The 24,230-nt window shown below is 51.6% G+C and carries 25 protein-coding genes and 2 pseudogenes; 12 read left to right on the top strand and 15 right to left on the bottom strand.

The features are described from left to right. The first annotated feature begins 20 nt into the window (after positions 1 to 20). Both PMIT1303_RS00905 and PMIT1303_RS00900 read left to right on the top strand, forming a co-directional pair. Complete coding sequence (locus PMIT1303_RS00905) at positions 21 to 356, top strand: hypothetical protein (RefSeq protein WP_063397137.1); 336 nt, start codon at positions 21 to 23, stop codon at positions 354 to 356. Positions 357 to 585: 229 nt separating this feature from the next. Beyond that, complete coding sequence (locus PMIT1303_RS00900) at positions 586 to 1,377, top strand: metallophosphoesterase (RefSeq protein WP_063397136.1); 792 nt, start codon at positions 586 to 588, stop codon at positions 1,375 to 1,377. 507 nt (positions 1,378 to 1,884) lie between these two features. On the opposite strand, the gene PMIT1303_RS00895 is transcribed toward PMIT1303_RS00900, so the two are convergent. Together PMIT1303_RS00895 and PMIT1303_RS00890 are read right to left on the bottom strand one after the other, a co-directional pair. Further along, entirely contained in the window at positions 1,885 to 2,493 is a 609-nt protein-coding gene (locus tag PMIT1303_RS00895) for a pentapeptide repeat-containing protein (RefSeq protein ID WP_063397135.1), read from the bottom strand. 667 nt (positions 2,494 to 3,160) lie between these two features. After that, positions 3,161 to 4,546 (bottom strand): sodium/glutamate symporter, encoded by a 1,386-nt coding sequence (locus PMIT1303_RS00890; RefSeq protein ID WP_011825057.1) that lies wholly within the window; start codon positions 4,544 to 4,546, stop codon positions 3,161 to 3,163. Here PMIT1303_RS00890 and PMIT1303_RS13665 point away from each other — a divergent pair. Next, positions 4,517 to 4,729 (top strand): hypothetical protein, encoded by a 213-nt coding sequence (locus PMIT1303_RS13665; RefSeq protein WP_231901174.1) that lies wholly within the window; start codon positions 4,517 to 4,519, stop codon positions 4,727 to 4,729. The genes PMIT1303_RS00890 and PMIT1303_RS13665 overlap by 30 nt on opposite strands. Here PMIT1303_RS13665 and PMIT1303_RS00885 read toward each other — a convergent pair. Next, complete coding sequence (locus PMIT1303_RS00885) at positions 4,720 to 5,058, bottom strand: hypothetical protein (protein WP_063397134.1); 339 nt, start codon at positions 5,056 to 5,058, stop codon at positions 4,720 to 4,722. The two genes, PMIT1303_RS13665 and PMIT1303_RS00885, sit on opposite strands and share 10 nt — an antisense overlap. A gap of 289 nt (positions 5,059 to 5,347) precedes the next feature. Here PMIT1303_RS00885 and PMIT1303_RS00880 point away from each other — a divergent pair, with 289 nt between their 5' ends. Further along, positions 5,348 to 6,301, top strand: a complete 954-nt coding sequence (locus PMIT1303_RS00880; RefSeq protein WP_011825061.1) for an NAD(P)/FAD-dependent oxidoreductase — start codon at positions 5,348 to 5,350, stop codon at positions 6,299 to 6,301. Between the two features lie 232 nt (positions 6,302 to 6,533). Here PMIT1303_RS00880 and thyX read toward each other — a convergent pair whose 3' ends face one another. Together thyX and PMIT1303_RS00870 are read right to left on the bottom strand one after the other, a co-directional pair. Next, positions 6,534 to 7,166, bottom strand: coding sequence for an FAD-dependent thymidylate synthase (gene thyX, locus PMIT1303_RS00875; protein WP_011825062.1), 633 nt, complete (start codon positions 7,164 to 7,166; stop codon positions 6,534 to 6,536). Positions 7,167 to 7,854: 688 nt separating this feature from the next. Continuing rightward, entirely contained in the window at positions 7,855 to 8,304 is a 450-nt protein-coding gene (locus PMIT1303_RS00870) for a hypothetical protein (protein ID WP_231901172.1), read from the bottom strand. A 134-nt stretch (positions 8,305 to 8,438) separates the two neighbouring features. Between PMIT1303_RS00870 and PMIT1303_RS00865 the strand changes: the two genes are divergently transcribed. The 3 genes from PMIT1303_RS00865 to PMIT1303_RS00855 are packed head-to-tail and all read left to right on the top strand — an operon-like array spanning position 8,439 to position 12,896. After that, on the top strand, positions 8,439 to 9,398 hold the full coding sequence (locus PMIT1303_RS00865; RefSeq protein WP_011825064.1) for a DnaJ C-terminal domain-containing protein: 960 nt from the start codon (positions 8,439 to 8,441) through the stop codon (positions 9,396 to 9,398). A 38-nt stretch (positions 9,399 to 9,436) separates the two neighbouring features. After that, positions 9,437 to 10,438: a porphobilinogen synthase gene (hemB, locus tag PMIT1303_RS00860; RefSeq protein ID WP_011825065.1), complete on the top strand. Its 1,002-nt coding sequence runs from the start codon at positions 9,437 to 9,439 to the stop codon at positions 10,436 to 10,438. 40 nt (positions 10,439 to 10,478) lie between these two features. Beyond that, the gene (locus tag PMIT1303_RS00855) at positions 10,479 to 12,896 is read left to right on the top strand and encodes an endonuclease MutS2 (protein WP_369818692.1); all 2,418 of its coding nucleotides are present in this window, start codon (positions 10,479 to 10,481) and stop codon (positions 12,894 to 12,896) included. On the opposite strand, the gene PMIT1303_RS00850 is transcribed toward PMIT1303_RS00855, so the two are convergent. Together PMIT1303_RS00850 and PMIT1303_RS12665 are read right to left on the bottom strand one after the other, a co-directional pair. Then, positions 12,893 to 14,140, bottom strand: coding sequence for an ABC transporter ATP-binding protein (locus PMIT1303_RS00850; protein ID WP_063397154.1), 1,248 nt, complete (start codon positions 14,138 to 14,140; stop codon positions 12,893 to 12,895). The genes PMIT1303_RS00855 and PMIT1303_RS00850 overlap by 4 nt on opposite strands. Positions 14,141 to 14,341: 201 nt before the next feature. Beyond that, a pseudogene (locus PMIT1303_RS12665) lies at positions 14,342 to 14,595 on the bottom strand (Nif11-like leader peptide family natural product precursor). Positions 14,596 to 15,663: 1,068 nt separating this feature from the next. Between PMIT1303_RS12665 and cgtA the strand changes: the two are divergent. Next, positions 15,664 to 16,653 (top strand): Obg family GTPase CgtA, encoded by a 990-nt coding sequence (cgtA, locus tag PMIT1303_RS00845; RefSeq protein ID WP_063397132.1) that lies wholly within the window; start codon positions 15,664 to 15,666, stop codon positions 16,651 to 16,653. 82 nt (positions 16,654 to 16,735) lie between these two features. After that, positions 16,736 to 16,918: a hypothetical protein gene (locus PMIT1303_RS00840; RefSeq protein ID WP_011825072.1), complete on the top strand. Its 183-nt coding sequence runs from the start codon at positions 16,736 to 16,738 to the stop codon at positions 16,916 to 16,918. 100 nt (positions 16,919 to 17,018) lie between these two features. Here PMIT1303_RS00840 and PMIT1303_RS00835 read toward each other — a convergent pair whose 3' ends face one another. The 5 genes from PMIT1303_RS00835 to PMIT1303_RS00815 form a co-directional block, all read right to left on the bottom strand. Then, positions 17,019 to 17,237 carry a CP12 domain-containing protein gene (locus PMIT1303_RS00835; RefSeq protein ID WP_011825073.1) on the bottom strand — a complete coding sequence of 73 codons (219 nt, stop codon included), beginning with the start codon at positions 17,235 to 17,237 and terminating at the stop codon, positions 17,019 to 17,021. A gap of 33 nt (positions 17,238 to 17,270) precedes the next feature. After that, the gene (locus PMIT1303_RS13160) at positions 17,271 to 17,549 is read right to left on the bottom strand and encodes a hypothetical protein (protein ID WP_011825074.1); all 279 of its coding nucleotides are present in this window, start codon (positions 17,547 to 17,549) and stop codon (positions 17,271 to 17,273) included. A gap of 351 nt (positions 17,550 to 17,900) precedes the next feature. Beyond that, entirely contained in the window at positions 17,901 to 19,859 is a 1,959-nt protein-coding gene (locus tag PMIT1303_RS00825; RefSeq protein WP_063397130.1) for an ABC-F family ATP-binding cassette domain-containing protein, read from the bottom strand. Beyond that, positions 19,856 to 20,530, bottom strand: a complete 675-nt coding sequence (locus tag PMIT1303_RS00820) for a DUF2301 domain-containing membrane protein (RefSeq protein ID WP_063397129.1) — start codon at positions 20,528 to 20,530, stop codon at positions 19,856 to 19,858. Before PMIT1303_RS00820 ends, PMIT1303_RS00825 begins: the two co-directional genes overlap by 4 nt. Continuing rightward, positions 20,527 to 21,519, bottom strand: a complete 993-nt coding sequence (locus PMIT1303_RS00815; RefSeq protein WP_063397152.1) for a glutathione S-transferase C-terminal domain-containing protein — start codon at positions 21,517 to 21,519, stop codon at positions 20,527 to 20,529. Before PMIT1303_RS00815 ends, PMIT1303_RS00820 begins: the two co-directional genes overlap by 4 nt. Before the next feature lie 55 nt (positions 21,520 to 21,574). Here PMIT1303_RS00815 and PMIT1303_RS00810 point away from each other — a divergent pair, with 55 nt between their 5' ends. Continuing rightward, positions 21,575 to 22,489, top strand: coding sequence for an aspartoacylase (locus PMIT1303_RS00810; protein ID WP_063397153.1), 915 nt, complete (start codon positions 21,575 to 21,577; stop codon positions 22,487 to 22,489). On the opposite strand, the gene PMIT1303_RS00805 is transcribed toward PMIT1303_RS00810, so the two are convergent. The 3 genes from PMIT1303_RS00805 to PMIT1303_RS00795 form a co-directional block, all read right to left on the bottom strand. Then, the gene (locus PMIT1303_RS00805) at positions 22,486 to 22,860 is read right to left on the bottom strand and encodes a hypothetical protein (RefSeq protein WP_063397151.1); all 375 of its coding nucleotides are present in this window, start codon (positions 22,858 to 22,860) and stop codon (positions 22,486 to 22,488) included. The genes PMIT1303_RS00810 and PMIT1303_RS00805 overlap by 4 nt on opposite strands. Positions 22,861 to 22,948: 88 nt before the next feature. Then, complete coding sequence (locus PMIT1303_RS00800; protein WP_063397128.1) at positions 22,949 to 23,320, bottom strand: hypothetical protein; 372 nt, start codon at positions 23,318 to 23,320, stop codon at positions 22,949 to 22,951. Between the two features lie 81 nt (positions 23,321 to 23,401). Continuing rightward, positions 23,402 to 23,743, bottom strand: coding sequence for a hypothetical protein (locus PMIT1303_RS00795; protein ID WP_063397127.1), 342 nt, complete (start codon positions 23,741 to 23,743; stop codon positions 23,402 to 23,404). A gap of 27 nt (positions 23,744 to 23,770) precedes the next feature. Here PMIT1303_RS00795 and PMIT1303_RS13155 point away from each other — a divergent pair, with 27 nt between their 5' ends. Both PMIT1303_RS13155 and PMIT1303_RS13150 read left to right on the top strand, forming a co-directional pair. Beyond that, positions 23,771 to 23,953 carry a hypothetical protein gene (locus PMIT1303_RS13155; protein ID WP_156486860.1) on the top strand — a complete coding sequence of 61 codons (183 nt, stop codon included), beginning with the start codon at positions 23,771 to 23,773 and terminating at the stop codon, positions 23,951 to 23,953. A gap of 155 nt (positions 23,954 to 24,108) precedes the next feature. Next, positions 24,109 to 24,230 (top strand): annotated as a pseudogene (locus PMIT1303_RS13150) (photosystem II q(b) protein); the annotation flags it as partial.

The following is a 24,230-nucleotide window of genomic DNA, read 5'->3' as shown; positions in this document are numbered from 1 at the left end:
TGAGTATGAGGTAACTGCCCATGACTCATTTCACTCAAGTTTCAACAGCTCTGATCGTCGCCCTTGGCATGGTCTTCATGTCAAAGGTGGTCATGACACTTGTTGCTGACATCGCTTTGTTTGCAAGCCTCAAGAGCTTGATGGGCTTGATGGTGAGAGGTAGCTATGCGACAGGCCGTACCTTTGGCATCTTCTACTGGCGTTACCTGCATGGCCCGCTCCGTATTTTTCTGATCCAGCTCATGGTGCTTATGGTCACACTAGTCATCCTTGCCTTCGATGCTTGGAGGCATACCTGGGAGCATCGCCTTAAGGTAAGTGCCCCAGCTGTTGCCCGATTGACTCCCGCTCATTAATCTTTCATTGCATTTCCCTAAAACAAATGCATACCCCAGTTTTTTGCTTATCATTGATATTTCAAAGCACCGTTAGTCAACGTTGCTTTCTCCGTAAGCATTGCTTCAATTGCTTTTGGGAAATTTTGTTCGTAAAAGCAGGAACGTCAGAATATAGTCTGGCTTGCATGCTTTACGGAAGGGGATAGCTTCCAATTCAAAACCTCTGCGTAGAGCCGCTCAACAAGAAATGCGCTTAGTTCAGCTTAGTGATCCTCACCTTGTTGCCTTTAATGATCAATTGGTACGAGGTCATAATCCGCTTTTGAACTTACAGTATGCGTTGCAACAGGCAAGCTCTCATTCTCCGGATCTGCTGTTAATTACTGGAGATCTTTGCCATGACGAGAGCTGGTGTGGGTATGTTTTATTGCGTGATGAATTGCAGAGTCTGAATCCAGCAACAAAGGTTGCTGTTCTTCCTGGCAACCATGACAACACTTTTTTCATTAAGGCGGCCCTTGGACGCCATGCCTTTACAGCCCCCGCAGACTTGAATGTTGATGGTGTTCGTCTCATTCTTCTTAGTAGCCATGTTTCAGGTCAAATCGCGGGTCAACTTGGTCAATCACAACTGCAATGGCTTGATTCGCGCTTGTCAGATATTGAGCAATCTGGCAGGCCATTAGTGGTTGCATTGCATCATCCACCTTTGCCGATTGGCCATTCTTGGTTGGATCCCCTTGGTCTATTGGATGGTGAGGCGTTGATCCAGTTACTCACTCCTGTAGAAGAGTTATGCGCTGTGGTATTTGGGCATATCCATCAGCACTGGCAAGAGGTCTTCCCTGGGCGTAAGGATGTGTTATTGCTTGGTTGCCCTTCCACTCTTTGCAGCTTTGAGGCTGCACAGCCATGCCCTTTGGGACGAGAAGATGAACCTGGAGGACGTTTGATTGAGTTGGATGCAAGCGGAACGCTTTTTGAAATGCTTCTGCGATGGTCAAATCCTGATCTTGATAATGGTTATGTTACTCGATAACGAGAATAGAGTCGACGGCCTTATGTTGAGAGTTCGAATATATCTTTCTAAGACATCCACTAACCCTTAAGTCTCAATATAGCTATTGCTGTAGAGATCAAGTCTGTGATCCATTGATATGATGCGCGAATGCAACCGATTCTGCTTTGGCAGCGTGTAGACATAATTATAGATCGATTGATTCAAGAGAAGATTTCATCCAATCATCTATTAAGGCTTTCATCTATTAAAGAATAAGTTCTTCCTGTAGTGGTCTTTGGTTGAAGATGGTAATGCAAAGCCTTAGAGAAATAATCTTTGGAAGCACATGGCAGATGTAAATCAAGCTAGTATTGCCTCTCAGGCTTGACTAAGCTCATCATTAGCCCTCTATTTGATAAATGACTTGGCTAGAGATCCTCTAATTCTTTTTGATCAATGTAACCTATAAATGTTATTTTAAGACTCATCACGTTAGCCTCTTTGAAATGGCTACTTGCTTGCTTGATGATTTAGCTAATGATCCATCTATCTGCCGGCCGGAATAACTCGTTCTGAGATCCCAGAGCAATCAAGGCTGGTATATGTATCCGCGCCAGTTTTTGAATTCTTGCCTGTAGCTCTTGCACAGAGCGCTTTTTGTTCTTGCCTGTCAAGCAAGGCGTTAGTGAAGTCAGCCCCATCAATCAAAGCACCAGCGAATTCACTCTTCCTTAGATTCGCGTTGCGTAGGATACTTTCTGAGAGGTCGGCATTGTCAAAGCGAGTGGCGTATGCCAATACATCCTCTAAGTTTGTACCGTGGAGATTGGCATTCTTCAGAGTCGTTACACTGAATGTAGACCCTCGTAGATCAGCCTCGCTTAAATCATAGCCGGCAAGATCATACTTTACAAATTCAGCTGTCAAGGGTTTGCCATCTTCAACTGTGTCTAGAAATGGATACTTTTTGCTGAGAGCATCTAGATTCTTCCTAGTCTCTAACATAGATGGATCAGCTCCACCCTGATCGTTTTCCAGCATGCTTGGGTAAGTGGCATCAGCAGCCAACGGCAGGATCAGGTAAAGAGAAGCGGCAATAGGGATCAGTATCCCCAGTAGTAGAGATCGCAGGACTGACGACCGAATCTTCCGCATTGGCTTGCATCGTAGAACTATCTGTCGTCTATTAATATCTCATTGGAAGCAAATAATAGCTGTATTCAAGTTGCCAGTCTAGCGTAATATATCTACGGTTTAAGGTAACTCTTGCTACTTCTCGTGGCTGGTCTAGTTACTGCTTATTGTCTGATTTGACCAGTATCTTTTCTTTCCATTCCTTTTCTCCTTGAAGCTTGAATATGTTTTCTGGCCAGTGAATAGCCATTGGCTCTTTTCTATGCATTGGCAGAAATTATGATTACTTTATTTTTATGAAAAGTTATTTCATTGGAAAGTTAATTCTCCAAGACTGCCTCGGTTCGCATTTGATTGCTTTAGGCAATTCCAGAATCATGATTATTTTACTCTCAAGCCCTATCTTTACTAGTGGGCACTAATCCTCCCTCGGTTGTAAATTCTTGTTCTGAAGATATGAATTCTCTGTGTTGGAGGTATTTGCTAAATTGTCCAGATCGTGTTCTCTATTATAGATATTATTCTATGTCTTCATGCTGATGCCCTTGCGAAGCGTTGAGACAGTTTTTCTTGACAACGATGAATCTCTAATTCATTGTATTGCGGATATCCACTCTATCGATGTAAAGAAATAAGCAGATTTCGTCAAAATATTGCTAGCAAATGTGCATTAGTCTTTCGCCGTTATTCACGCAGCTTCTGTTGATTCTGATGATGAGGTGATGTTGATGATCACAGCTAATCCAATACATATAACAGTAAGAATGCCGCAAAGTTCTGTCCAGCCAAGCAGTCCCAATCGAGTCACTGCTAGAGGGGCTACAACGGTGATCACCCCACCAGAGAGAATGGGTTGCAGGATCAATTGTTTGATCGAAAACACAGGTAAGGCTTTTGTAAGGTTGCGGGGATCGGCCAGTCGAAGCAGCAAAAGGCCACTCGCAGCGACTCCAGTGGCCTGTCCGAACTCGGTGATCGAGCGCTCGAACCATTCCTCGCGCAGTGTGAATCTGGCCACAAAGAGCATGATCAATAGATTCCAGGCCAGCCCTGTTACAGACAACACAGTTAGTGGAAGCCAGTCGTGTTGCAGCAGCGGCAGATTCAGGCTTGCCATTGCAGTGGTGATCAGCAGGTCGGTGGCCAGGATGCCGATTTCACGTTGCAATAACTGTGATACCCATTGAGTTTGGCCCGAGACTTCCAGGGCTAGTCGGATCAGTAGTGAACCCCCTAGTGCAAGAGGAAAGACTGGGAAGACGTGAATGACTTGCCGGTAGAACTCCCCCAGCCAAGGGCCCAATAATCGCAAGCCTTCGAGCATCAACACGCCGCAAGCAACAGCGGCTCCAGCCAGGCCAAGATTTACGGCCAGCAGGCGAAGTTGTTGGCCAAAACTCGTTTCTTCTTCAACAGCTCCTGTGTCTCCGATTTCTGTGGGGCCATGGGGGGCAACCCATCCACGCCAACGGCCGAAAATCACCAGGACACTGCCCAGAAGGGTTGATGTGAGCAGGCCCACTGTTGCCATTGCCAGGCCAAGGTCTTGGCCCCCGGGAAAGCCGAGTTCGCGAAAGCTTTCACCCATAACGGCCGCTGCCCCATGGCCGCCCTCAAAACCCACTTCAATCAGGCAGCCCATGAGCGGATCAACCCCCAGCAAGGGAATCAACACCAGCAGGACCGCTAGTCCCCCCACTAGGTATTGACCAAAACCGAGCATCATTCCCAGCATGGCCTGGGATGCCACAGGCTCCCATAAGCCTTGACCTTTCGGGAGGGGGCGCCCGAGCATCAAGGTGGCGAAGACCAGGGTAAGCAACGCTGTTGGAACTTCAGTCCAGATGTCCGTTACGCTCAGTGGCAGCAGGGGTAGGGGGCCATAGGGCCCCAGCAGCAGGCCTGCTGTGCCGGCCAACAGGGCAATAGGCAGGCCTAGCCGCTCCAGTCGCAGGGCAGGCTCGAGCCTTCGCCCCAAGCTCAGCAACAAGGCCAGCACAGTCAGCAGACTTAGGGCCAGCCACAAATTGGTTGGCTGGGTGGCATGGAGCAGGCTTTGCAAGCCGTTAACCATGAGAGCCGTCTAGTGGCTTTAGATCAAAGCAGCGGTTCAGATGGTGTTTTGTGTGCTGGAGAACTTCGATATGTATTGCGCCATCTTGAAAGCCATGACTGTCGTATGCAAAGGCTTTTACTCTCAGCGCTCCTTGATGGCTTGCATGGCTGGAATCGAGAGCTTGTGTCTGCTCAGGCTTGAGTGTTGTGGCGCTTTTGTATGAGTGGATTGGCGGCGAGTGCTTCATTGCGGGGAGCCATTGGTGTTGCTGTGCTTTTTTTTGCTGGGCTAGTTTTCGATGCTGAATCCCCGCTGTTGGCTGAGGCGTTTGCAGTGAGTGGCTTGTCTTCTTTTAACCAATCAGGGTCAGGTAGAGCACTATGCAGGGCGCCCTGCAGCAGATGTCCAATGGCCATGCTCCTGTCTATAGCGTAAACATCGCAATAGTCATCGAGGCAACCCAAGACCTCCTCCTGAAGTGAGATCTCAATGCGCGTAGCTGTGTGACGATCGTTATGTGGAGTGCTCATCAGTTGTCATCTCGGTGTGTTTGTGCCGATTCTGATCGGCCAAGCTTGGGAAATGAGTAAGGGGAGGGTATCGCGAAGCGCTTGAGGGTCTATCGACTTGCAAGCTCCCAATCCAGGGATTGGTTATGGCATTGCCCAAAGAACAGGCATTTCTTTCAAGACAGATCACCTTGTGAACTCAGTAGGGTTGGGGTGGCTTTTTGGGATTGTTGTCTGAACGACGCATCCTGATCTGAAGCTGATGAGCTGTTGAGAGCAGCTTTGACAACCTGCTGGAGACCTTTGCCTCTTGGAAACAATCGAAGCCGACGTGGTGATCGTGGGTGGTGGCCCAGCTGGTTGCAGCTGCGCGCTTTACACATCGCGTGCCGATTTGAAAACAGTCATCCTTGATAAGAATCCTGATGTAGGCGCCTTGGCGATTACCCATCAGATCGCTAATTATCCAGGCGTTTCCAGCGAGATGAGTGGCGAAGCGCTACTGGCTTTGATGCGCGAGCAGGCCGTTTCCTTTGGCAGTGATTATCGTCGTGCCCAGGTTTTTGGTGTGGACGTGAATGGTGAATGGAAGACGGTGTATACCCCTGAAGGGACTTTTAAGGCAAGGGCGCTGGTTGTAGCGACTGGAGCTTTGGGGCGCCCAGCATCATTTAAGGGAGAGGCAGAGTACCTTGGCCGCGGCGTGAGCTATTGCGCTACCTGTGATGGTGCCTTTTATAAAGGACGTGAGGTGGCTGTTGTTGGGGCAAACAAAGAGGCAGTTGAGGAAGGACAGGTGCTGACCAAGTTCGCCTCGACAGTGCATTGGCTTACCACGAGTGACCCCAAGGAAGATGACGTGCACGCGCAAGCGTTGATGACTCAGCCAAATGTTCAACACTGGAGCCGCACAAGATTGATGTTGATCGAGGGAGATGATGCTGGCGTGACTGGCATCAAGTTGAAAAATCGGGCTCAGGAGACAGAGCAGGACTTGGCCGTTGAAGGTGTGTTTGTTTACATGAGTGGCTCTAAGCCAATCACTGATTTCTTAGGTGATCAGGTGGCTTTTAAAGAGGATGGAGGCGTCGTAGTAGATGACTTTATGGCCACAACAGTGGACGGGGTATGGGCTATTGGTGATATTCGTAACACCCCGTTTAAGCAGGCGGTGGTGGCTGCATCAGACGGATGTATTGCAGCAATGGCGATCGATCGATTCCTTAATAGCCGCAAGGGGATTCGTGTTGATTGGGTGCATTAGTGAGGACGCACCTTCGACCAGGCCTTGTCTTGCCGATCTTTCCTCCATAGCTGATCAATTGTTCGATCAGGAAATTGACTTTAAAGTTTGAAGAATGAGGTTTTGTGCAGAGTAAGATGAATGAGCAGTAATGCTTAAGGCGATTAATTTAATTGATTTACATGCTAGCTAAATATTAAATTATAACCCTGGCAATTTTGGCGATATAAATCCGGGTTTTAATATTTTCTTTTTAAGGCCACATTGCATTGCATACGCAAGGCATCTCTTGTGTGAGTATTTCTCGGCACTTGATGGCAACGTCTTGGTGTTCTTTTTGGGTTCCATGTGCGGAGCGCAGATCGATATAATGAAGCCAAGATCTAACGCTCCCTGCCATATAGATTTTCGTGGGAGTTGCTAGTGGAAGAACTTCTCTTGCGCATTCTTTTGCTACGCCAGCTGCAAGCATCTCTTGGTATAGGTCGCGACTTTGTTCAAACAATAAGTTCGCTTTTGAACTCAGTTTTGATACTGTCTCTTGATCAAGATCGTCGATGCTGCTTTGCCTATTTTTTATGTCTTGCCTGCGTAGTGAAGGCGGCTTAGCAAAGGCCATTGTTGAGACATCAGCATAGCGCTGACTAAATTCTTGAAAAGAGAAGCTTCGATGTCTGAGGATTTGCGCTGCTATTGCTCGGGTCGTTCCTATTTCCATAACTATATGGGCCATCTCGAAGGGACTCCAGTGACGATGTTTAATTAGATAGCGGATAAGCCTTTCGCTATCAGGATTGTCTTGATTTTGAGGATTAGAGACTCTCGCACAGTAAGCAATGATTTCTTCTGCCTTGGGCGTTACGGAGATTAAGGATACGGTGTTCATGAATCTGATGATTGGGAGATTGAATGGTTTGGGTATGTGATTGGCTGTTTTTTGGGATGGTGTTTATTGTTGGTCCTTATCCTTCGACTGAGAGCGAAATGGTTGTGCATCCAGCAGGATCATTCTTTGCAAGACTTCGGTATTCGTGAGAATGCTTGAGGCGGCTTGAATGGATTGATCCCTGACTCTTGACCTGCACTGCCATACAAAGATTTAGCAAATTTACTGGGTTGATGAGACCTGATCGAGGAAGTGTTAACAGCTTGCTGAGTTTACCTTATTCATTCAACTTGAATTTTGTTGGTAGTTGCAGAGAACTTTGCTGTGAAATAAATTCCTTGAAACGGAGCAAAAGCCAGTTGATATCTCAATAGAAAAGTGTTCGTCAGTGAAGCAAGTGACTAAAAAATAATTCATGTGCGGTAGTGTTGCATCTTCTTCAGGAATAGGCGATTGCTATAGGTATGTTGGCTTGCTCTTTTGTGGAGCTCTCGTTGTTGCAACGCCACAGCTGTCTAGATTTATGCAGGGGATTATTTGCAGATAATTCTCTGGAATCAAAACGAAGTTGTCTAATGATTTGCGATTGAATTCCAATATTAAGCTTAAGCTTAATATTGATTGGTACTCGCTTAATTGAGATTTTTTTAGGCTAGTCCTTTGTTCATTGGCGTCAAGAATCTGTTCATTATTCAGGGCTGGCAGGCATCTTGGTCCAGATTGCTAACTCCTCGATCGACTGCACCCCTTCACGTCGCTGTCCGTCTTCAAGGATCCAGGTGGGATAGGCCTGAATCTCGGCTTTTACGCAGGCTGCTGATTGTTCAGGCAGCTGTTTTGGTTTGCCACATTCCACATAGTTCAGGATCGTGCTCGCCTGCTGGCCGAACAGGTTTTTTTGGAAGAAACAAGCCGGACAGCTCCAGGAGCCGTAGAACACGGCTCCGATGGTGTTGAGATGACGAACCAAGGTCAGTTGTTCGCTGGTTGATGTTTTGAGAGGCTCCCCTAGGGTGCCCGCGCCATCGCCTGCTCGGGTTTTGGCAGCTTGCAGTGAGAGACTCAGCCCCATCGCTGTGAGTAGGGACAGCCATAACTTCAGGCCATGGTTGCCTTGGAGGATTTGTGGCCGAACCATGGAAGCTGAAGAGTGGGGTTTGGCAAACTTAATCACTCTCAAATCGTTCGGGCTTCCCTCCATGTAGCAAGGCGCAGGGTTACGGCGAAACTGGGACACTGAACAGATGTAGGGCCTCGCGCCAAATCAACGCCATGGCCGGCAGCGGCTACCGGGATTATTTCAAGGTTCTCGGAGTTGAGCGCAACGCCGATAGCGATGACATCAAGCGAGCATTCCGCAAGCTGGCGCGCCAGTACCACCCTGATGTGAATCCCGGAGATTCTACTGCTGAGGCGAAGTTCAAGGAGGTGAGTGAGGCATATGAGGTGCTTTCCGATCCGGATAAACGCAGTAAATATGAGCAGTTTGGCCGCTATTGGAATCAGGCCAGTGGCATGGGTGGTGGAGGTCCTGCCGGGGCTGGTTTTGAAGTTGACTTTGGTCGTTATGGGAATTTTGACGACTTCATTAATGACCTTTTGGGCCGTTTTGGTGGGCCTCAAGCTGCTGCTGGTTTTGGCGCTGGTTTCCCTGGTGGCGCAGGCTTTCCTAGAGGGAGCTCGCGTGCTCCGGTGAATCTTGATGCCGAAGCTACCTTGAAGGTGAGTTTTGCTGAAGCGTTTCGCGGTACCGAACGCACCCTTTCTGTGAATGAAGAACGAGTGCAGGTGCGCATTCCGCAGGGCATTAAACCTGGTTCGCGCTTACGCCTCAAGGGAAAGGGCAATCTTCAACCTGGTACTGGCCGGCGGGGTGATCTTTTCCTCAATATTGATGTACAAACCCATCCCTTATGGCGGTTGGATGGTGATCAGCTGCGGGCCGATTTGCCCGTTGCACTCGATGAGTTTGCACTGGGGGGTACGGCGACTGTGATGACTCCTGATGGGGAAGCTCAGGTGACCATTCCTGCAGGAACCTCGCCAGGCCGCAGTCTGCGGCTTAAAGGCAAAGGTTGGCCTTCGCCTGGGGGGCGCGGTGATTTGCTCTTGACCCTCAACCTGAAGTTACCGTCTGAATGGTCTGCTGATGAGCTGGAGTTGTTGAAACGGTTGCAGCAGTCCCGCAGTACTGACCCCCGTCAGGCGTGGCTTCAGATGGCTCCACTCTGAGGCGAGACTTACGCTCACGAGATTGTTATGCGGTTTTGATGGATCTCACTTATCGCCCTCGTCGGCTGCGTCGTACTCCTGCCCTGCGTTCCATGGTGCGGGAGCACAGCCTCACTGCTGCTGACTTTATCTATCCCTTGTTTGTCCATGAGGGAGCTGATGTGGAGCCGATCGGTGCCATGCCAGGAACCAATCGCTGGAGCCTGGATCGCTTAATGGGAGAAGTTCAACGGGCCTGGGGTCTGGGCATTCGTTGTGTGGTGCTTTTCCCGAAAGTCGCTGAGGGCCTCAAAACTGAAGATGGGGCGGAATGTTTCAGTGAGCATGGGTTGATTCCGCGGGCCATCACGCAGCTCAAGCATGAGCTGCCGGAAATGACAGTGATGACCGATGTGGCATTGGATCCCTATTCCTGTGATGGTCATGACGGCATCGTGAGCGCCGAGGGTGTGGTGCTGAACGACGAGACGATTGAACAACTCTGTCGTCAGGCTGTTGTTCAGGCTCGTGCTGGTGCTGACCTGATTGGACCCAGCGACATGATGGATGGTCGCGTCGGTGCCATCCGTGAAGCTCTTGACGACGAGGGTTTTGAGCATGTGGGGATTATTAGCTATACAGCGAAATACTCTTCGGCGTACTACGGCCCGTTTCGCGAGGCGCTTGATTCAGCCCCGCGCGTGGCTGGTGGTAAGCCAATTCCTAAAGACAAGAGCACGTATCAAATGGATCCAGCCAATGCTCGTGAGGCGATTACTGAGGCTCAACTCGATGAGCAGGAGGGTGCAGACATTCTCATGGTGAAGCCTGGCTTGGCCTATCTCGACATCATTCATCGTTTAAGCGAAGAATCGGAGTTACCCATCGCTGCTTACAACGTGAGTGGCGAGTATTCGATGGTGAAGGCTGCTGCTGAAAGGGGTTGGCTTGATGAGCGGGCGGTGGTCTTAGAAACCTTGTTGAGTTTCAAGCGAGCTGGTGCCGATTTGATCCTCACCTACCACGCTTGTGATGCAGCCGCTTGGTTACGGCAGGGATGATTGGCTTCTTTCAAGTTCAGTGGGGCGGAACAGCGTTGAAATGAGCGCTGTAGTCATGAGCTCTGAGGTCTCGACTGCTTCGCGTGCCTTTCAGGACACACTCAAACAGCTTGAATGGCCACGCTTATGTGAACACCTCGCTGGATTTGCCAGCACCTTGCAGGGCCGGCGTTATTGCCAGACTTTGTCGCTGCCTGCCGATTTGTCTGACAGCCGTTTGCGCTTGGCAGAAACTCTTGAGATCGGTGCTTTGGATGGTCTGATTGATGGAGGCCTCAGCTTTCAGGGTGTCCATGACCTTGGCAATATCCTGGCTCGCTGTACAAAAGGTGGTGTGGCTTCTGGGGAAGAGCTTTTAGCTGTTGCCGACACCCTTGCAGCAGCGCGCCGGTTGCGCCGCCAGATTAATGATCCAGAGCTTCGTCCCACGATCTCGGCGTTGTTGCTGGATGTCGCAACGATGCCGGAGCTGGAACGGCGACTCAAATTTGCATTGGAAGAGGGTGGTCGGGTGGCTGATCGCGTCAGCTCCAAGCTCGCTGGCTTGCGACGACAGTGGCAAGGTTTGCGTCAGGAACGTCGCGATTGCCTACAGGAGGTGATCAGGCGTCATGCGGCCATGTTGCAGGACACTGTGATCGCAGATCGCCATGGCCGGCCAGTGCTAGCGGTGAAGGCCGCTGCAGTGTCTCAACTCCCCGGCCTGGTCCACGACAGCTCAGCATCTGGCAGCACAGTCTTTGTTGAGCCTCAGGTTGTGATCACCCTGAGTAATCGTCTTGCTGAATTGGATGGTCGTATCCGAGAGCAGCAGCAGCTCGTCTTGGCCGAGTTGAGTGCGGCGGTGGCTGAGTCCGGCGTATCGATTAGGCGCCTGGGAGAGGTTCTGCTTCAACTCGACTTGGCTCTGGCTCGTGGCCGTTATGGTCAATGGCTTGGTGGGGTCCCCCCTACGTTGCATGCAGAGGCTGCAGCTCCTTTCAGCCTTCAGGAGCTGCGACATCCCTTGCTGGTTTGGCAGCATCGCCGTGAGCATGGCGATGCTGTGGTGCCGATCAGCGTTGAGGTCTCCTCCACCCTGAAAGTGGTCGCGATTACAGGACCCAACACCGGTGGAAAGACTGTCACGCTTAAGAGTGTTGGCCTGGCCTTGCTGATGGCTCGGGCGGGTCTCTTGTTGCCTTGCACAGGGAGTCCATCAATGCCCTGGTGTGCACAGGTGCTTGCTGATATCGGTGATGAACAGTCACTACAACAGAATCTCTCCACCTTTAGTGGCCATGTGAAGCGCATTGGCCGCATTTTTGAAGCCTTGATCGAGGGGCCTGGTCCAGCTTTGGTGCTTCTTGATGAGGTCGGGGCGGGGACTGATCCCAGTGAAGGGACGGCCCTGGCCACAGCCCTGCTGCGCACGCTTGCCGACCGGGCTCGTCTGACCATCGCGACAACTCATTTCGGCAAACTTAAGGCCCTCAAATATGGCGATTCTCGCTTTGAAAACGCTTCTGTGGCCTTTGATAGCGAGACGATGTTGCCCACCTATCGACTGCAATGGGGAATCCCTGGTCGCAGTAATGCCCTCAGCATCGCGATGCGGCTTGGCCTAGAGGACGCAGTGATTGCTCAGGCGCAAGAGCTGCTGGGACCTTGTGGTGATGGAGAGGTGAATGAGGTGATCCGTGGTCTTGAAGAGCAACGCAGCCTTCAACAGGCAGCTGCTGAAGATGCCGCGGCTCTGCTGGCACGTACGGAATTGCTGCATGAGGAACTTCTCAGTCGCTGGCAGAAGCAGCGCAAGCAATCTGCAGATTTGCAGGAACAAGGCCGCCAGAAGCTGGAGAGCTCTATTCGAGAGGGGCAGAAGGAAGTCCGTCAGTTGATTCGCCGGTTGCGGGAGGGTCGTGCCGATGGTGAGTCCGCACGACGTGCAGGTCAGCGCTTGCGTCGCATTCAGGCTGACCATCGGATTCAGCCTCAACGCAAACAGCACATTGGCTGGCGTCCTGAGGTAGGAGAGCGCATTCGGCTGTTGGCCCTTGGCAAGGCGGCAGAAGTGATTGCTATCTCTGAAGATGGCAAACAACTGACAGTGCGTTGTGGAGTCATGCGCAGCACTGTGGAGTTGTCAGGGGTGGAAAGCCTTGATGGCCTGAAGCCAACTCCTCCAGAGTTGGTGGTGAAGGTGAAGGTCCGTTCAGGTCTGGGCCGTGGCACGGAGGTACGCACGACCCGCAACACCGTGGATGTTCGCGGACTGCGGGTGCATGAAGCCGAGGTTGCTGTTGAGGAGCACTTGCGCAGTAGCACTGGTCCGATATGGGTCATTCATGGCATCGGCAGCGGCAAACTCAAGCGAGGGCTCCGCCAGTGGCTTGAGACCGTTCCTTATGTGGAACGCGTAAACGATGCCGATCAGGGTGATGGTGGAGCCGGTTGCAGTGTGATTTGGCTGCATTAGCCCAGAATGGGCAAGTGGAGTTTGAGGTCGTTTGGGTCTTGTTCAGTGTTGTCTTGAGCTGTCATTGCGATGGCTTCCCCGTCGGCACCAAACAGTCGCCAGCCTCGAGGATCTGGCTCTAGATGCAGGTTGCTTCCAGCGCTGAGCGAGAGCTCGGGCGAGGCCCTCACTTGAACGAGATGGTTCCCGTCAAGAAGTTTGCAGGTGATCAGTTGTTCATTTCCTAAGACTTCCAGATGACACACGATTGCCGCAAGATTGCGATTGGTGGAAGGAGCTACGCGCAAATGCTCCGGTCGAAGACCAGCGCTGAGCGGTTGCCCCTCTTCCAGATGCAGCAGCGCTTCGGCCATTGGTCCTTCAACCGCTAGGCGACGATCACCTAGTAGGAGCGTATTGGCTGGGCCAACAACTACTGGCAGTACGTTCATGGGCGGACTGCCGATGAACTGCGCAACAAAAAGGTTTGATGGCCATTGATAGAGCTCGATTGGCGTGCCCAATTGCTGTAGCTGCCCTTGATTCAGTACCGCAATCCGATGACCCATCGTCATCGCCTCGACTTGGTCGTGGGTGACGTAGATGGTGGTGGTGCCAAGTTGACGCTGGAGGTCAACGATTTGAGTGCGCGTGCTATTGCGCAGTTTTGCGTCCAAGTTGCTGAGTGGTTCGTCCATCAGGAATACAGACGGCTCTCTCGCCATTGCCCGGCCTAGAGCAACACGTTGTTTTTGACCGCCAGAGAGTTCTTTGGGTTGGCGATTGAGCAGTGGTTGAAGCTCCAGGGCTTCAGCAACTTCTCTTGTGCGGGCCTCGATTCGCTGCTCTCGTATAGATGAAACCTGCAGAAGTGGAGGAAAGTTGCGGGTATTGCGATGGAGTTGGTCTTGCAGGAGTTGGCATAGAGATCGCTGCTGGCTGCGCCGTAGGCCGAAGACCAGGTTGTCGCGCACACTTAAGTGGGGATAAAGCGCGTAGCTCTGGAACACCATCGCCACGTCCCTTTGGGCAGGCCGTAGCTGCGAGACAGGTTGTTTGCCTACGTAGATCTCTCCGCTTGTAGGGGCTTCGAGGCCCGCGAGCAGCCTCAGCAGTGTGCTTTTACCGCAGCCGGAGGGGCCCACCAGCACAAGGAATTCACCATCGTTGATTTGTAGATTCAGTTGACGAATGACCTCAACAGCGGGTTCATTCCGCCTGCTTGGGTAGGTCTTGTTGAGAGCCTTGAAGCGAACGCCGGCCACCCACAGTTCCCCGATCAGGCTGATCCTAGGGTTGGAGCTTGGCCAGGCTGGGCGCCTACAGAGCAGTTCATTGATCAGCCACGGATAAAGGAATAGAGGATCTTTTCGCCTTAACACAAGTCATACCAGTGCATCTTGAGAATTAAACCAAGACGTGAAGACAGCCCTGATTCATCCATGAATGAGTTCTGACCAACTCATTCATGGATCAAAATCCCTAGAGCCTCCCCGGCAAGAGGAGGCTCTCAAAGAAGGGGCGCCCTCAGGAACACCTTCCAGCTCCTTATCAGAAAGGTTTTCGCGGAAGATTAGTAGATTAGTTCTTCAGTGGTAATCGAGAACCCAGCAGCCTTCGCAATCGATACAACATCAGCACCTTCTGCTTTTAGCTGTTTTTGAAGAGTGGCGCCTGCTTGAACTTTGGCGATGAATGCCGTGAGTTGCTCTTCTGAAATGATGATACTTAGCTTGGCTCAACGATCACCCCAAGAAATCTTAGCGAGAGTAAGGCGCTAATCCCTAAAAGGATTCTTGTTGTATATATATTATCCTTGTATCTTGTCATTAGGTTGAGTTTGTCCATAGAAGCCTCAATCAGAATATGTATTGCTATTTTAGTCTTTCCATGCCGGCTATGAAGTATCAAATAAGAGATATTATGGTAGCAAGGGTTGCCAAGGACAGTCACTTTGATCAACTATTCAGCCTAAAGCAGGGCTTCTTCTTTACTTGGCTATAGCGAGATTGTTGACTTGGTAATTATGTTTTGCAAATTAGACGATGAACAAGGAAGGTTCATCTAGGGATATAGGATCTAAGGGTGTGGTATCTCGCCACTTATATAATCCATACCATTCTTACTCTTTCTGGGATCTTCTTTTGTTATCCCTAAACTAGAAGCTGAATCTTTCTTTTCAACAGCTTGAATACCCTGATTGAAGCGAAGTGCGCATCAATCCCCCAAGCCTCCAGCTACATCCTTCAATTCATCATCCGATAGTCCCTCATTGATTCCTTCGTTGTTCTCTTTGGGGTCAGTCATTAGGTGTTTTTACGTGTTAGTTAGTATGGCTATCATTTTCTAAAAACGATTGCATCATCCCTTGGAGCATGTGTTCCCGTTGTCAGCTGCGGGATTGAAATAATTAAGGCGATCGTAAACGCTTCCATCTCTATTCCTTGGCCTTGAGAAGATAGCTCTTATCAATTGCTGTAAATCTGGTTGCGTCTGTCGGTTCTTTTGTTCTACCTCTTCAGTTATTGAAGCTAGAGCTGTCATTAATGTGAGAGGGCTTTGGCAGCCTGCTTTATTGACAAATGCTATTCACGTTCATCTGCTCGCCGGCTTGCTAGGTGTAAGTACTTATCCTGATTTCTTTTCGCCAATATTTAATGCTTGTCTCGCCACTAATTACCATGGGATAATTGTCTAACTTTTATTGCAAATGCTTCTCGTTATGCCATCCCCGATTCATCCCTTGTGAATTCACTCCCCTTAAATCTATTGGTATTACTGGAATAGGATGCAGTTCATAGATCAGGCACGTATCACCGTTAGAGCAGGGCGCGGCGGCGATGGGATCATGGCTTTTAGGCGGGAGAAGTATGTGCCGGCTGGCGGTCCCTCTGGTGGGGATGGTGGTGAAGGCGGCAACGTTGTTCTGGAAGCGGATGGCAACCTTCAGACTCTGCTCGATTTTAAGTACAAGAGACTGTTTCCAGCGCCTGATGGTCGGCGGGGTGGTCCGAATCGCTGTACCGGTGCCTCAGGCAAAGACTTGATCATCAAGGTGCCATGTGGCACTGAAGTGCGTCATCTCTCCACGGGCATCCTTCTTGGTGACCTCACTCGATCTGAAGATCTACTTGTGGTGGCTTTTGGAGGGCGTGGAGGGTTGGGTAATGCCCATTACCTGAGTAATCGCAACCGTGCTCCTGAAAAATTCACGGAAGGGCGCGATGGGGAGGAATGGTTCCTTCAATTGGAACTCAAGCTATTAGCAGAGGTGGGGATCATTGGTTTGCCGAATGCAGGCAAGAGCACTTTGATTTCTGTGCTTTCGGCAGCTCGGCCCAAGATTGCTGATTATCCCTTCACCACATTGGTGCCCAATCTCGGTGTTGTGCGTCGACCCAGCGGAGATGGCACAGTTTTTGCTGATATCCCTGGTCTGATTGCCGGTGCAGCACAAGGAGCAGGCCTAGGGCATGATTTCCTTCGCCACATCGAACGCACCAGGTTGTTGATTCATGTGTTGGATGGTGGCGCAGAAGATCCAGTTGAAGACTTGCTGGTGGTTGAAAAGGAGCTGGTTGCTTATGGCCATGACTTGGTTGAAAGGCCACGGCTGTTGGTGCTCAATAAACAGGAGTTATTGGATGAACAGCATCAAGATCAGCTGGTTGATGCCCTTCAGGCAGCGAGTGGTCGACGCTTGATTTTGATTTCTGCGGCTATGGGTGTAGGCCTTGAGGGGCTGTTGGGGCAGGTATGGAAGGAACTTGGCGTCTGAAGCTGTTCAGGTCTGCGAGACCACATCCAGACTTGTCTGTTCGTGTGTCATTGGCCATAACTGGAGTGAAACCATTGATGACATGACCTTTTACAGCTGCTTTGATCAGCAGGGCAAGGAGATTGCCCGCTGCCAGACCCATCAGGAGATTGAGGCTCTGCGGCGGATGGGACGTCCCATTGCTGAAGTTCGAGAAATGAGTAATGAAGAAGCGGTCGTCTGCTCTCTCACCGGTAGTCCGTCCGACTTCAATGAGGATGTTTGAACTGGATCAAGATGTTGATCTTCGCTCAGTTCAATAGCAAAAAAGCGGGCTTATGCCCGCTTGAGATCATTCTGAGTCAAGTTTTCTTTTGGGGATCAACTCAGTCGTCGTAGACGCGACACTCGGGCTCATCTGGATTGGCATCGCAGAACAATTCCAGGGCATTGGGGTCGTGTTTATCTTCTGGGTGGTGATCCTTGTATTCCTCAAGGGAATGGATTTCGTCGGTGAGATGGCGCACCTTGGCGTCGTTGCCTTGGGCTTTGGCGTCTTGGATCTCTGATTGATCCTTCTGAATGTGCTCGTCGATGGTGTTCATAGGGTCTTGGCCTGCGCCGGCCTCTGTCCACTATCACAACATAAGCACTTTGGTCGGTTGCGCCATGGGGGGAGGCCTGACTTGGTTTCCGTTACAACACCATTGCCAAGGTTTTTCATCATTGGCTCCCAGTTGATTAGGCAGATTGAGGCTGATGGCATGGTACGGATCAGAGACCGGCAGGATCGCCATTTCATCGATCAGCAGGAAAGGATGTTCTGGATGAACGGGCCAGAAACGTTTTGCGAGCTCTCTGCAAAGAGGCAATAGCGCAGTGGCCTCAGCTTCGCGGATGTATTGGAGTGGAAGCAATGCGCTTCTTCTGGCTTTGTCAGTTAAAGCTTTGGGTCCATTTTGAAGCCTGCGAGGCTTCCAATCACAACCGTGTGCATTGGTCGCAAGATCTATATCTGAGAAGGATGGGGGAACAGATGGCCCAGCATTGTTCTGTAGATGATTACCGCCCAACTGCCATGAATTTGGCTGAGGTTGAGGGATTACGGGTAAAACTTGTTTCCTGGATCAGTGCCTTAGAGATGTCTCCCTCTAATCCATAGACGGCAACCAGTTGGCAGTGTTGGGATACTCCGACTAACTCAGTCTTGTTCGCAAGGACATTAGATGATGCAGAATTGCGCCATACATATCGACGTCAGCGCACACTTATATGGCCAGTTCGCTGAGTTCGAGCCAGCGCTCCTCTGCTCTGTGCAATGTTTCGACCAGCTCGGCCAATTGTTGACTAAGCAGAGTTAAGTCTTCGTCGCCACCGGACAAAGCAGCTTCAAGGTTAGAACGCTTGGCTTCAAGCAGTGGGATATCAATGTTTAGAGCTTCTAGTTCACGTGATTCCTTGAAGCTTCGACGTCTTGGCTTGCTGGTTTCTGTGGCTTGGGGTGAAGAGCTTTCTGCCTCTTGAGAGGATCTTGTGGATATTCTAGATGGGCCAGAATCCTTCAAAAGTATGCTGGATTTGGGCTCATTTGCTTCGTTGAGGTCTCGTTCTTGTCGTCGTTGTTGTTCAAGGAAGGCGCTGTAATTGCCCTCAAAACGTTTCAATTTTCTATTCTCAAAGTTGAACAGACGATCAACTGTGCGATCGAGGAAATAGCGGTCATGAGAGACCACGACAACGCAGCCGCGGAAATCCTCAAGGAAATCTTCCAGCACGCTTAGTGTCTGGATATCTAGGTCGTTGGTGGGTTCATCAAGCAGCAGCACATTCGGTGCTTGGATCAGCATCCGGCAGAGTGTGAGTCGGCGTCGTTCTCCCCCAGAGAGCTTCCCCAGTGGGCTGTGCTGCTGAGCCGGTGGAAATAGGAAGCGTTCCAGTAGTTGAGAGGCCGTAATTTGTTCTTCTCCCAGAATGATTTGAGAGGCAGCTTCTTCGACAAAATCGATCACTTTGCGATCTAGGCCCTTGCCTTTGGTGATGTCTTCGGTGTGCTGGTCGAGATATCCCAGGTGCACTGTTTCACCTAATCGCAGTGTTCCACCATTGGGTTGGCGTCTGCCTGCAATTAAATCAAGCAATGTGGATTTGCCACTGCCATTGGGGCCGATGATGCCAACGCGGTCTTCTGGACTAAAGCTGTAGGTGAAGTTGTCTAGAAGCAGAGGACTGTCGGGCTTGCCATTGGCGGTGACTTGCAGGGCTTCCGCCTCAATCACTAGCTTGCCGATACGCCTGCTTACGTTGGCCATCTTCAAGGAACCCCGCAGTTGCGGCAATGGTTCGGCGCGCATCTCCTCAATTCGCTGCAGGCGTGCCTTCTGCTTGGTACTGCGTGCTTTGGGACCCTGTCGCAACCAGGCCAGCTCTCGTCTTAAAACCCCTTTGAACTTGTGAGCAGTGGAAGCTTCTGAAGCTTCAAGTTCGGCCTTTTGTTGTAGAAAAGTGCTGTAGTTGCCGGCATAGTTATGGGCTTTGCCTCGGTCTACTTCCACCATGCGGCGTGTCACCCGATCGAGCACGTAGCGATCGTGGGTGACAAGCACCAAAGCACCTGGAAAGCGATCGAGCCAACTTTGTAGCCACTCCACTGCTGCCGCATCGAGATGGTTGGTGGGCTCATCGAGCAGCAAAACGTCGGGTCTGGCGACCAAGGCGGAGGCAAGGCCGACGCGCTTGCGATACCCACCAGAGAGTTCTTCAACCGGCCGCTCTAGATCGGTGATACCAAGACGTTGAAGGACCTCTTGACATTGCTGTTCCAAGCTCCAGGCTTGAGCGTCATCCATCCGCTGGCTGACTTGTCCTAACTCAGCCAAAAGCGTTGCATCGTTGGGGTTGCGGGCCATCGAATTGCTGAGCTCGTTGAAACGCAGCAGCAGCTCTCTCTTTTCACCGCACCCGGCCAAGACTTCTTGCAGCACCGTATGGCCAGGGTTTACAGCGCTCTCTTGGCCCACGAGCTCTACGCGTAATCGCGCTGAGCACCTCCTTTCACCCTCTCCGAGGGGTTCTTCTCCGGCGAGCACCTTCAGGAGCGTCGATTTCCCGGCTCCATTCGGTCCGATCAGCCCTAGACGTTCTCTTTCGTTGATGTGCAGGGTGAGGTCGGCAAACAGGGTGTTGATGCCGAAGTCTTTTGAGGCCTCTATCAGGCTGATCAGGCTCACAGAGCTTCGTTAGCTTGCTGATTACTGAGGTAAGCAAACACACTCTTGTCACCGACGTCAGCAGCGGCATCCATGCCGAACTTTCGCAGCGCTAACACCAGCAGCAGCAGAGCGGCAGAGCCCAGTAATCCCATCACGATTGAGCCACTCATTAACCCGCTGAGATGACCCAATAGGGCTATTGGGATGAGCAGGGTGAGACCAATTGCCTCTGGTCGGCCGAAGCAGAAGAATTCTTTGAATCCAACCCCAGTGAGTGCTGCAAACAAAGGGCCGATCGCCCAGATCCAAGCAGGCTGTGCGGCCACTGTTGAGAGCATCGTGTCAGTACCGATACTCCATGCCATTACGACGGCACCTAGGCAGCCCAAGGCCCATAACAACTTCAGTGCCTGGTGTAGTGGGCGGAGGTAGATGTGAATCCAATTCAAAGCTAAGCCCAGGCCGATTGACATCGGTAGTAGCCATAGCCATGCCCATGTTGGCCCAAGCATCAGCCACTGTCCTAGTCCTGCTGTGAAGGCCACACCGCAGAGCAGTAAAGCAAAGCGGTAGCGCTGCACTTCCAATTCGTCAGTGCTGGTGATCCTGTAGCGGCCATAAACACCCTCAAACTCGTTCTCTGCCATAGCGGCGATGTCTGAATTCAAGGATTGTGTGTTGTCGGTCATCGCTGATCAGGGGCTGATGCATTTACCAGTTTGGCCAGATCAGGACCGGCCGGAACAATATTGCTCGGATGTAGGGGAAAGAGTGCGCCGAAATAGTCCTGACGCCAGGCCTGCGAATCACAGGTTTTGGCTACACCTGGGAGGGCCAGAAGCCTTTGGCGCCAATGCCAGAGATGAGGGAAGGCCCAAAGGGGCTGTTGACTGCAGCCAAACAGTGGTGCATAGACCATCTCCCAGCGGATCAAGGTAGGGAACAGCCTCACGTCAGCCAGGGTGAGTTGGTCTCCACAAAGCCATGGACCCTTCTTGGAGAGGCTGCGGTCCACTTGCGCAAGGGTGTCGAATAGTTCGTTACAGGCCTTGTCGTAAGCCGCTTGGTTGCGTGCAAAACCACATCGATAGACACCATCGTTAACAGCGGGCTGAAGAAGCTTTTGCCAGCCATTGATCTCGCCTTGAAGATGGGAGGGGGCTAGGTCGGGAGCATCTTTAGCCGCCGGCCAAAGGTTCAAAACTTCCACGAGTTGGGCACTTTCGTTACCGAGTAGCTGCGGTGATTGGGATGTCATGGTGCCTGGATCGACCAGGGCCGGAACAGTGGCGCGATGGCTGGGTGGGGAGCCGCAGCGTTGGTAAAGGGCAAGTAGAGAATTGCAGCCCAACCAGGCTGGATCTAATTGCCAACGGCCGGCCTTGTGGTCGGCGCGTGCCAGGTGCAGGGTGAGGCTGCTTTGAAGGTTGCGCAGTTGAAGCACCAGCCAGGTGCGATGTGCCCAAGGACAGCTACGCCCAATGATGAGGCGTGGGTATTGGTCTGCTGATCTGTTGCTCAGCTCTTGCTCTGCGGGCAATGTTGCTTGCTGATGCTGGCTGGGGGGGCGCCGATAGTTCCCCTGGGCATCTGCTGGAGCAAGACCGTTCATTAATTGAATCCATTGCCAGTGCCAGCCCATTCGGGCGGCGGCAACGATTGCGGGGGGGATCGACATGGTTGTTCCCTTTGCAGCCATTTTCGGTCAGGCTGAGGATTGCGATCGAATCTTGATGTCTGGCCTTCAGGTGCTTCTGGTGGCGGGTACTCATGGCAATGAAATCAACGCTCCCTGGCTTCTCGATCAATGGTCTCAGACCCCTGAGCTGATCAACACCCATGGTGTTGCTGTGGTGCCGGTGATCGGCAATCCAGAGGCTTTTGCGTTGGGCCGGCGTTATTTGGATTGCGATCTCAACCGCAGCTTTCGGCTCGACTTGCTCAGATCCCCCAGCATCTTGGATCGAGAGGTTGTTCGTGCCAAGCAGCTGCTTAGTTTTTTTGGTCCAGAGGGATCAACCCCTTGCCAGATCGTGATTGATTTGCACAGCACCACTTCAGCAATGGGAAGCACTCTTGTGGTTTATGGCCGACGGCCGGCTGACCTGGCTTTAGCCGCATTGATTCAGGCTCGCTTGGGTTTGCCTATCTATTTGCATGATGGGGATGATGACCAGCAGGGGTTTTTGGTGGAGCGCTGGCCCTGTGGCTTAGTGATTGAAATCGGTCCTGTTCCCCAGGGCCTGTTGAAGGCCTTCATCATTGAACAGACACGACTTGCTGTTCAGGCCTGTCTCGAGGCTCTGAGCAGAATTTCATCTGGATCGCCGACCTACCCAGATCAGTTTGTGGTGCACTCTCATCTGGGCAGTCTGGACCTGCCTCGTGATGCCTTGGGCCAGCCTGCTGCATGTGTGCATCCATATCTTCAGGGCCGTGATTGGCAGCCTCTGCAGATGGGTGCCCCCTTGTTTCTCCGGCCAGATGGAGAGGTGTTCAGATTTGAAGGACGAGATTCTCCTATCCCCGTTTTTATCAACGAGGCGGCCTACGTTGAAAAGCACATCGCCATGAGCCTGACCTCTCGAGAGGTCTGCCCCCTGCCTGAGCAATGGCAAGGGGCCCTGCAGCAGTTAGTCGACTGTTAACGAGGGGGGCCGTTGTAAATGATCTGATTGACAGACCTTCCGTCTGGGGCAATCTGAATGACGGTTTCTGTGGTCGGTTCATTGCCATATTCCGACCAGCCTGGGGCCCCACCTAAGAAGCTATAGGTGTAGCCATTGATGGTGTTTCTGATCAGGCAATCGTTACCACCATTGCTCGTGGCAAACATGCAAGGCGCCGGTTGGTAAACCGAAAGACCGCCGTTTTCTTTGACCGCGGTACCACGGGCCAGGTTGAGGGCGCGGATCTGGGAGGAAGGAAGCTGGTCTTGGGCGTGGGTCGGTGTCGCTAGATCTGCCAAGCAGGCAGCTCCACTAAGGGCTACGACGAGTGAGATTGTGCGAAGAGACATCGCTTTGCTCGAATGCTCGACCCATCTCATAGCAAGAAGGCCTCGCTTGGTCTGTTCAAAAACCGAAGGCTTTTACGGTTGGCGAGGTTTAACGCAATGGGCCGTTGTAGGGGACAGAGAGGATGCGCTCACCATCACGAGAGATGATCACCTCGGTTTCAAGGGTTGGCTCTGCTGGGACGAGCTGTTGCCAGCCTGGAGCACCTCCTCGGAATTGAAATCGGAACCCTTCATTGGTTGTTGAGACAAGACATTCTTCGGCTCCGGTGACGTACATGCATTGATCGGCTCGATAGGCACCCAGGCTGCCATTGAGCAATTCGGCGCGCATTCGCGCCAGGTTTGCGGCTCTTGTTTGGGCTAGCGGCAGGCTGTTCTGTGCATGGGATAGGCCAGATGACCCGACGACTATCACGGCAGCGGCAAGAGGGGCAGCAGCCCTTAAGCGGGAGGAAAACATCTCATCATCTGCATGCTGTTTCCTGAAATATTCAAAGGTTTGTCAGTGTTGGTTTCGAGGTGTGATCGGTTGTGCCTGAAATCAGCCACATGCCCATTGAATTCGCGTCGATTGTTCTTTCGTGCAAAGGAGATCGCTGTCACTGCCGTCGGCCCAGTAAACCCTTAGGCGGCCATCAGTTGATTCCATGCGAAAGGTGAGTGACTTGACCGGCCCGGCGGGGGTCTTGCTGTTGGTGTCGGTAGCGGAGGGGGTCGTTTGCCCTATTCGATGCTCGAGCTGATCGAGCCTGAGTTCAAGACGATTGATCGCTTCAGCTTGGCTTGTCGTCCATGAGGGCTGATTTTTTCGACATCCTGTGATGGCCATTAGTCCAGCCACCATCATGAGGGTCGAAAAAAGAGCAGGCGCAATTCTCGGCATGCAATTAGGAGTGGTGAACCACTACTAGTGGGTTCAGCTTGCCTTCGCCAGGCTTTGGCTCCAGTTGATGAGCTCACCTTGAGCCTCAATCCTGTTGCGTCGAGGATGCACCATGGAGATTGGCACAATCTCTTCAAAGCGACGCTTTGCCTGTTTGCCAGCGGATCAGAGCCACGAGCTGCTGCAGGGATCCATGGCCAAAAAACTTAAGTTTTCCTGGGGTTTTCTGGTGGATGCCAAGGACTACATCTTTTCCAGCGCAATCCATTTACAGATTGCGCAATGTTCCTTTACAATTTGCTCTGGCAGGTTTTGCCTGCGTTTTATAGCTGTCCCTTCGGGGGCTCTTTTTCTTACATAACTCAATGACCACCACCATTCGCAGTGGTCGCCTCAGTAGCTGGGAATCCTTCTGCAATTGGGTCACCTCCACCAATAACCGCATTTATGTGGGTTGGTTCGGTGTCCTGATGGTTCCCACGCTGTT

The organism is Prochlorococcus sp. MIT 1303 (assembly GCF_001631965.1).
Taxonomy (GTDB): domain Bacteria; phylum Cyanobacteriota; class Cyanobacteriia; order PCC-6307; family Cyanobiaceae; genus Prochlorococcus; species Prochlorococcus marinus_D.
The sequence above is the reverse complement of the archived record's forward strand: the minus strand, read 5'-3'. Positions and strand labels throughout refer to the sequence as shown.

What these genes read in the sequence shown, in the direction of transcription:
- PMIT1303_RS00905 (WP_063397137.1), top strand. Translation starts at nt 21, where the DNA reads ATGACTCATTTCACTCAAGTTTCAACAGCTCTGATCGTCGCCCTTGGC.
- PMIT1303_RS00900 (WP_063397136.1), top strand. Translation starts at nt 586, where the DNA reads ATGCGCTTAGTTCAGCTTAGTGATCCTCACCTTGTTGCCTTTAATGAT.
- PMIT1303_RS00895 (WP_063397135.1), bottom strand. Translation starts at nt 2,493, where the DNA reads ATGCGGAAGATTCGGTCGTCAGTCCTGCGATCTCTACTACTGGGGATA.
- PMIT1303_RS13665 (WP_231901174.1), top strand. Translation starts at nt 4,517, where the DNA reads ATGGAGCAGGCTTTGCAAGCCGTTAACCATGAGAGCCGTCTAGTGGCT.
- PMIT1303_RS00890 (WP_011825057.1), bottom strand. Translation starts at nt 4,546, where the DNA reads ATGGTTAACGGCTTGCAAAGCCTGCTCCATGCCACCCAGCCAACCAAT.
- PMIT1303_RS00885 (WP_063397134.1), bottom strand. Translation starts at nt 5,058, where the DNA reads ATGAGCACTCCACATAACGATCGTCACACAGCTACGCGCATTGAGATC.
- thyX (WP_011825062.1), bottom strand. Translation starts at nt 7,166, where the DNA reads ATGAACACCGTATCCTTAATCTCCGTAACGCCCAAGGCAGAAGAAATC.
- PMIT1303_RS00870 (WP_231901172.1), bottom strand. Translation starts at nt 8,304, where the DNA reads ATGGTTCGGCCACAAATCCTCCAAGGCAACCATGGCCTGAAGTTATGG.
- PMIT1303_RS00865 (WP_011825064.1), top strand. Translation starts at nt 8,439, where the DNA reads ATGGCCGGCAGCGGCTACCGGGATTATTTCAAGGTTCTCGGAGTTGAG.
- hemB (WP_011825065.1), top strand. Translation starts at nt 9,437, where the DNA reads ATGGATCTCACTTATCGCCCTCGTCGGCTGCGTCGTACTCCTGCCCTG.
- PMIT1303_RS00855 (WP_369818692.1), top strand. Translation starts at nt 10,479, where the DNA reads ATGAGCGCTGTAGTCATGAGCTCTGAGGTCTCGACTGCTTCGCGTGCC.
- cgtA (WP_063397132.1), top strand. Translation starts at nt 15,664, where the DNA reads ATGCAGTTCATAGATCAGGCACGTATCACCGTTAGAGCAGGGCGCGGC.
- PMIT1303_RS00840 (WP_011825072.1), top strand. Translation starts at nt 16,736, where the DNA reads ATGACCTTTTACAGCTGCTTTGATCAGCAGGGCAAGGAGATTGCCCGC.
- PMIT1303_RS00835 (WP_011825073.1), bottom strand. Translation starts at nt 17,237, where the DNA reads ATGAACACCATCGACGAGCACATTCAGAAGGATCAATCAGAGATCCAA.
- PMIT1303_RS00820 (WP_063397129.1), bottom strand. Translation starts at nt 20,530, where the DNA reads ATGACCGACAACACACAATCCTTGAATTCAGACATCGCCGCTATGGCA.
- PMIT1303_RS00815 (WP_063397152.1), bottom strand. Translation starts at nt 21,519, where the DNA reads ATGTCGATCCCCCCCGCAATCGTTGCCGCCGCCCGAATGGGCTGGCAC.
- PMIT1303_RS00810 (WP_063397153.1), top strand. Translation starts at nt 21,575, where the DNA reads ATGTCTGGCCTTCAGGTGCTTCTGGTGGCGGGTACTCATGGCAATGAA.
- PMIT1303_RS00805 (WP_063397151.1), bottom strand. Translation starts at nt 22,860, where the DNA reads ATGTCTCTTCGCACAATCTCACTCGTCGTAGCCCTTAGTGGAGCTGCC.
- PMIT1303_RS00800 (WP_063397128.1), bottom strand. Translation starts at nt 23,320, where the DNA reads ATGTTTTCCTCCCGCTTAAGGGCTGCTGCCCCTCTTGCCGCTGCCGTG.
- PMIT1303_RS00795 (WP_063397127.1), bottom strand. Translation starts at nt 23,743, where the DNA reads ATGCCGAGAATTGCGCCTGCTCTTTTTTCGACCCTCATGATGGTGGCT.